Genomic DNA, 6,712 nt, shown 5'->3' with positions numbered 1-6,712 from the left:
TATTGGTTATTAGTTATTGGTTATTACTCGGAATCTAAAATTTCATAACTGTGGAATTAAGATTGCGGATAATAAACAATATCACTAAACAGCGAGAAAATGACTAATAACTGTGTTATCAATACTGCCAACAAATAAGATCGGCTAACGACTGATGACTAATGACTAACAACTAATAACTAACGACTGAGGGCGGGCACGGGGGCATCGCCCCTACCAACTAACAACTAACAACTAACAACAACTAAGGGCGGGCACGGGGGAACCGCCCCTACCAACTAATAACTAATAACGAATAACTAATAACGAATAACTAATAACGAATAACTAATAACTAATGACTAATGACTAATGAAATCGGATTTTTGCGACAAGTGTCAGCCAAAGGCGCTGCGACAGCGCCAGCGTCCAAGTACCAACTTGATGAAAATGGGGAAGTGGCGATCGGGCGCGATCGCAATTGTCAAATAGCCCTAGAGTCGATCGCCCACGGCATGGTTTCCCGTCGCCACGCCGCAGTCCGTCCCCTAACTCAGGGTAATTGGACGAGATGGCAAATTTGCGACCTCAACAGCGCTAACGGAACTTATATCAACGGCGAAAAACTCCAAGGCTGCCAAATACTACAAACGGGCGATCGCATCAGTCTCGGTATAGACGGCCCTCAATTCATATTTGAAACTTCCGCAACCCCTCACCCAACTAAACCCGAATTCTCCCAGGCCCCAACCGGCAATTTTGAGCCGCCCGAAAAAGACGCTCTAACTTTAACTCAATTATTCCCGATCGCCTCCACGGGCAAACAATTAGGTCAAAAAGCCTACTTATATCCCGGTATAGCCACAGTTATCTTTGTCGTGTCGATGTTTCTCGCCGTCGGAAATTCTGCAGCCTTCAACTTCCTGCTGTCAGCTTACCTCGCCGGTGCAGCTTACTACTTCATCTATCAACTGTGCGGCAAACACAAACCTTGGTGGGTATTGCTGGGTACCGCTTTAGCTACCGTCCTGATATTGCTCAGCCCCTTATTGATGGGATTTATATTAGTATTTAGAGAAATTTTGCCCGGCCGTTTGCCCGCAGAAGGCGAACAAATCAGCTTTTTGCCTTTTTTAATCAGAATGTTCTTCGGAGCGGGTCTAATGGAAGAATTACTCAAAGCACTGCCCGTTTTAGGAGCGATGCTGCTGGGAAATTTACTAAAAAATCCCTGGCGCGATCGCATCGGCGTTTGGGAACCTTTAGACGGAATTCTGTTAGGAAGTGCCTCGGCAGTCGGCTTTACACTATTAGAAACTCTCGGCCAGTACGTTCCCAATATCATCCAAAACATCACCCTGCAAGCAGGGCCAGAAGCCGGAGAATTAGTAGGATTGCAGTTGCTAATTCCCCGAATTTTGGGTTCCGCCGCCGGACACATGGCTTACAGCGGCTATTTGGGATATTTTATCGGTTTGAGCGCCCTCAAACCCAGAAAGCGGTGGCAAATTTTGGGCGTAGGTTATTTCAGCGCCTCCGCACTTCACGCATTGTGGAATGCGTCAGGTGCCGTCAGCGTAATGTTGCTGGCTTTGGTAGGAGTTTTGTCCTATGCGTTTTTGGTAGCCGCGATTTTGAAAGCTAGGGCTTTGTCTCCGAATCGGAAACAAAATTTTGCTACTCGCATATTTTATGAAAAATGACGGCTGACTGCTTAATTATTGACAGCTATCGCGCTTCAAACTGCCATTTTTTTCTTGTGTTTTAACCAGCTTAAACCTGCCAGTGCTAAAGCTGTCCCTGCAGCCGTAATTGGTTCGGGAACTGGTTCGGCTGCGGTATCCACTCTAAGTGTAAGAAACCTTTGCATAATCGACTCTCGGTTTTTGACCTATGTCTATAGCAATGGTACGGTTTTTGTTACTAATTATTACTTCCGCATACCCCAAAACAGAGAAAATGGCCCGTTGTCAGCCATATTCCAAGATGCGCTACCCGCATACTTGATGTAATAAGGCTCTCCTGGCTCGTCTGAAGAAATGTTAACTTCTCTACTCGCTGAGTCATAGCCGCGTGCTTGCAGCCCGCGAAACTCCCATCGATCGAATGAAACTGTAGCCCCTACCAAATTGTAGTAATTTTTGCCTTTTAGTTGATAATTGCTACCTGGAAAAGAGGCAGTTATATTAGTGTTTAATCTTCCCTTGGACACTGTAATTAGTTCATTTCCTATTGCTGTAAGCGAGGATTTTTCAACCTTGAAAAAACCGCTACTATTACTATTTTCTACTTGGAAGTTATAGGTGAGTACGGCGGCTTGTGCTTTGTCAACTCCTGCCAATAACCAGGCTGCACAACTCAGGATTGTGCAGGCGATCGCACTTCCGAATCTCTGTCTTTGTTTCTGATTCACAGTCGGCTTCATCAGATTTTATTCAACTTTATTCGATCGAACAGGCGCGATCGCGCCTAAGTATCCGAATTCTTAACATATAACTGTTGACTGTTAACTGCTCACTGTTGACTGTTCACTGTTGACTGTTAACAGGCTCTCCTGATTTTGAGGTGATAAGCAAACCGCATATCCTTGACTCCGAGGGCATCACAGAATTACGAATATTTGTGCTTGATACCGTATACACCATAAACCCAGGAGAGCCTGCCAACAGCCAACAGCCAACAGCCAACAGCCAACAGCCAACAGCCAACAGCCAACAGCCAACAGCCAACAGCCCGCTGCCAACTGCCCAACTCAACTTAGAAATTCTTCACAAATAGTTTCACTGTGGTACTATCTGGATGGCTGTGAGTAGCTTAAGGAAGCCAACGGGCTTGATTCCTGTGGTGGAGGAGAATCCAGGAGTGCTAGATAGGATGTCATTGGGATACGCAAACGTTTTCGGCCACCGAGGTCAACCCGAACCCCTTCGCATAGGGGTAATTGGGGTTGGCAATATGGGGCAGCACCACGCACGAATTTTGAGCTTGCTAAAAGATGTCGAACTCGTGGGCGTTGCAGATATAAATGTAGAGCGAGGAATTGATGTAGCCAGCAAATACCGGGTTCGCTTCTTTGAAGACTACCGAGATTTGCTCGCCCACGTAGATGCAGTTTGCGTCGCCGTTCCAACTCGCCTGCACCACCCTGTGGGGATGTCTTGTCTCCAAGCGGGTGTTCACGTTTTAATTGAAAAGCCAATCGCGGCTAGCATTGCCGAAGCCGAATCTTTGGTCAACGCGGCTGCTGAAGCCCACCGGATTTTGCAAGTGGGTCACATCGAGCGCTTCAATCCAGCTTTTCAGGAACTCGGCAAAGTGCTGAAGACTGAAGAATTGCTGGCACTAGAAGCTCACCGGATGAGTCCCTATTCGCATCGGGCAAACGATGTATCGGTAGTTTTGGATCTGATGATCCACGACATCGACTTGCTGCTGGAATTGGCAAATTCCCAAGTGGTGAAACTGACGGCCACGGGCAGCAGGGCATCAGATTCGGGTTATTTGGACTACGTGACAGCGACGCTGAACTTTGCTAACGGCATTGTTGCCACTCTGACTGCGAGCAAGGTAACGCACCGCAAACTCCGTTCAATCGCGGCTCACTGCAAAAATTCTCTGACAGAAGCAGATTTTCTCAACAACGAAATCTTGATTCACCGACAAACAACCGCCAATTACGTGACAGATTACGGTCAGGTGCTTTACCGTCAAGATGGGTTGATCGAGAAAGTTTACACCAGCAATATTGAACCTCTCCATGCAGAATTGGAGCATTTTATTAATTGCGTGCGGGGTGGAAATCAGCCTTCTGTGGGGGGAGAACAAGCTCTCAAAGCTCTGCGGCTTGCAAGTTCGATCGAGCAAATGGCTCTCGACGGTCAAGCCTGGTATCCGAATCCGAAAGAGTTAGAGCCTACTTTGCAGGTTAATTAGTATTCGATGTCACAATTTATGCCAACAAAGCTGCTGCCGTACAGTGACTGATGAAAACCCCCTACTTTCACATTGGGGAGCAGGTCAATTGATGACTGATAGTTTTGCTAACTAACTGATTTCCTTGAGGACTCAGGTGAATGCTATCTCGATACAAAGTTGCAAGTTCCGCTGCTGAATTGAAAATCGGGAGAAAATTTATGTAAGTAATTTTCTCGCGTTCGACGAGTTCGGCGAGACGCTCTCTGGCCTCGACTTCCCAGTCGCGGGGGCCCGGCTCGCCGAATTCATGCTGTTTGGGCGTTAGAGCCAGGACAAACTGGCATCTGGCAGCATCCGCTGTGCTTTTGATTTGGCGGATTGCTTCTAGGTTGGAGCCGACTCGATCGCGATTTTCGGCGGCGGGGGCTGTTGGGGTATTGGCGGGTAATGCTGGCAGGAAGCGCCTCAGCAGTTCTAGTGTCGCCAGCGGGGGTTGGCGGTCGGGATAAGATCGATCGCGCCCCACTACGGCAGCGTTGGGGGCCGAGGCAAACAAATCGTCTGTATTCAGCAGCAGCACTACAATTTGAGATCCAAACAAACCGAAGCGCTGGGCGTAGGCAAGTTGATTTCTCGGTCCCCAGGAGTTGGCTGAGGCATTGAGAACTTCAAAATCAAAATACTTGACTTTTGCCTCCGGTTGTGCTATGGGTAAATTTTCAAATTCTTGTTTCAACTGTCGGGCCATCAGTTCCGAGATGGTGTTTGTCTGATGCGTCCACCAACCGCCGTTAGCAACGGAATCTCCCAGCAGCAAGACGCGCAGGGTTTGGGGTTCTGGAAGCGGGGCGATCGAGGGCGATCGCATGGAATACTGGTTAATCTGAATTAGGTTGCCCAAACGGCGCACTGTGCGATCGGGTGCCAACAAATAGCCGCACTCGGCATCGGCCACGTAAATCAAGGGATTGCCAACACCCAGCAGTCGCAGCAGCAGTTCCAGCAGCACGAACAATCCTGCGGTAACAGCTAAAATTTTTAACAGGAAGAAGGAAGAAGAAGGAAGAAGCAATAAAAACATCAGAACTTATCAGAAAATTGGGTTGAAAACCCCGTGCTTTGAGGACGGCTTTTTTGCATTGTTAAGTAAAATAACAAATCCATCTTCACAAATGAATATGGTAGAGTAGATAAATCGGACAAGAGGTAAAAACCTACCTGCGGACTAAGACCCAAATGTCTTAATCATCCTCGTGCCCGATCGACTCTGAAGTGTCAAATATTTTGACCAGCTATTAGCAAGCAAAAGTTTTTACTCCGAATCTTGAAAACAAAATAATTTTTTGGTTGAAGCGCGGTTTGTTTGTCGCTGGGGCGGCACTACTAATCGACGCACTTCGGGCGATCGGTCAAACCCCGATTTTTTGGTTGAGGTGCGTCGATGGAAGTTTCTACAGTTTTGGCGCAGCAGAAAGCGAATGCTTCTACGCAAAGCTTTGAAGAAAGCGTTGATTTGCGCTGAGAGTGCGGTTTTTTGGTTTGTCTCAAATGCAATCGACGCACTTCGGGCGATCGGTCAAACCCCGATTTTTTGGTTGAGGTGCGTCGATGCCTCTCGGTGTCAGGATTTCAGCAATTTGGAGGCGGTGCTTGTTGCAAGTTACCCCCCATTTATTGCAAGTAAAAAAAAGGTGCGTCGATTTGACGCCTGAAACGCTTGCTGGGTAAGGGGTTGTAGCAGAACTCTTTCCGAAACCACTTCCCCGCAAGGGGACGGAAACAAGAGTGTGAAGAAACACTTTGATTTTGCTGGACTGACTTTCCGAAACCACTTCCCCGCAAGGGGACGGAAACATACTGACCAAATTGTCAGATTTTTCTTTAGATCAGCTTTCCGAAACCACTTCCCCGCAAGGGGACGGAAACCTTTATTGGCTTACCCCTTACTCCTCGTCATCCCGACTTTCCGAAACCACTTCCCCGCAAGGGGACGGAAACCCAAATGTAACAGTAGGTAGCCCAGCTTTGGAACATGCACTACTTTCCGAAACCACTTCCCCGCAAGGGGACGGAAACGCACCGCAGGTCACCAACTTTTCCTCGACACCCACGTAGCTTTCCGAAACCACTTCCCCGCAAGGGGACGGAAACTTCTCCTTAAATTTCACTAGGTTTTCTCGTTTCTCTCACTTTCCGAAACCACTTCCCCGCACGGGGACGGAAACTTTTGTCCGTCGGGGCTTTCAAATTGCCGATCTTTCCGAAACCACTTCCCCGCAAGGGGACGGAAACATCGTATCCCAAATCTCCAACTTTCATATGACTTTCCGAAACCACTTCCCCGCAAGGGGACGGAAACTTCAACTTCCTCCCCGTCAACTACGGGAACAATAAAACTTTCCGAAACCACTTCCCCGCAAGGGGACGGAAACTGGAGTGGAAACTGGAACAACAGGTGCAAAAAATCTTTCCGAAACCACTTCCCCGCAAGGGGACGGAAGCTCCTCAAAACCAAGTTTTACAGCCTTCTAAACATGATCCTTTCCGAAACCACTTCCCCGCAAGGGGACGGAAACAATCCATCGCGAAGATACCACTGCTTTGGTGAAAGTAACTTTCCGAAACCACTTCCCCGCAAGGGGACGGAAACAACTGTTCACGAATCTCCGAGGGGAGTTCGACATTGACTTTCCGAAACCACTTCCCCGCAAGGGGACGGAAACCATCAGAGACCCATACCGTTTCACCGTTTTCAACTTTCCGAAACCACTTCCCCGCAAGGGGACGGAAACAAACTAGGGAGCGATTGGAGCAGGAG

Annotated in this window: 7 protein-coding genes and 1 CRISPR repeat array; of the genes, 4 read left to right on the top strand and 3 right to left on the bottom strand. The window is 48.1% G+C overall.

Annotated elements, in window-relative coordinates:
- Positions 1 to 344 precede the first annotated feature (344 nt).
- Positions 345 to 1,682 (top strand): PrsW family glutamic-type intramembrane protease, encoded by a 1,338-nt coding sequence (locus WBA89_RS07970; protein ID WP_424405400.1) that lies wholly within the window; start codon positions 345 to 347, stop codon positions 1,680 to 1,682.
- A gap of 35 nt (positions 1,683 to 1,717) precedes the next feature.
- Here WBA89_RS07970 and WBA89_RS07965 read toward each other — a convergent pair whose 3' ends face one another.
- The gene (locus WBA89_RS07965; protein ID WP_424405398.1) at positions 1,718 to 1,849 is read right to left on the bottom strand and encodes a PEP-CTERM sorting domain-containing protein; all 132 of its coding nucleotides are present in this window, start codon (positions 1,847 to 1,849) and stop codon (positions 1,718 to 1,720) included.
- Between the two features lie 60 nt (positions 1,850 to 1,909).
- A complete protein-coding gene (locus tag WBA89_RS07960) occupies positions 1,910 to 2,392 on the bottom strand; it encodes a hypothetical protein (protein ID WP_424405396.1) in 483 nt (160 codons plus the stop codon).
- A 209-nt stretch (positions 2,393 to 2,601) separates the two neighbouring features.
- Between WBA89_RS07960 and WBA89_RS07955 the strand changes: the two genes are divergently transcribed.
- On the top strand, positions 2,602 to 2,757 hold the full coding sequence (locus WBA89_RS07955) for a hypothetical protein (RefSeq protein WP_424405404.1): 156 nt from the start codon (positions 2,602 to 2,604) through the stop codon (positions 2,755 to 2,757).
- Between the two features lie 96 nt (positions 2,758 to 2,853).
- Positions 2,854 to 3,912 carry a Gfo/Idh/MocA family oxidoreductase gene (locus WBA89_RS07950; RefSeq protein WP_424405402.1) on the top strand — a complete coding sequence of 353 codons (1,059 nt, stop codon included), beginning with the start codon at positions 2,854 to 2,856 and terminating at the stop codon, positions 3,910 to 3,912.
- 67 nt (positions 3,913 to 3,979) lie between these two features.
- Here WBA89_RS07950 and WBA89_RS07945 read toward each other — a convergent pair whose 3' ends face one another.
- Positions 3,980 to 4,975, bottom strand: coding sequence for an SGNH/GDSL hydrolase family protein (locus WBA89_RS07945; RefSeq protein ID WP_424405394.1), 996 nt, complete (start codon positions 4,973 to 4,975; stop codon positions 3,980 to 3,982).
- A 397-nt stretch (positions 4,976 to 5,372) separates the two neighbouring features.
- Between WBA89_RS07945 and WBA89_RS07940 the strand changes: the two genes are divergently transcribed.
- Positions 5,373 to 5,606 carry a hypothetical protein gene (locus WBA89_RS07940; RefSeq protein WP_424405392.1) on the top strand — a complete coding sequence of 78 codons (234 nt, stop codon included), beginning with the start codon at positions 5,373 to 5,375 and terminating at the stop codon, positions 5,604 to 5,606.
- A gap of 33 nt (positions 5,607 to 5,639) precedes the next feature.
- A CRISPR array of direct repeats spans positions 5,640 to 6,686; the repeat unit is 36 nt; unit sequence CTTTCCGAAACCACTTCCCCGCAAGGGGACGGAAAC.
- Between the last annotated feature and the right edge of the window lie 26 nt (positions 6,687 to 6,712).

Source organism: Microcoleus sp. (assembly GCF_049646505.1).
Lineage (GTDB): Bacteria > Cyanobacteriota > Cyanobacteriia > Cyanobacteriales > Microcoleaceae > Microcoleus.
Note: the sequence above shows the minus strand (reverse complement) of the source record. Positions and strands in the feature narration are given on the sequence as shown.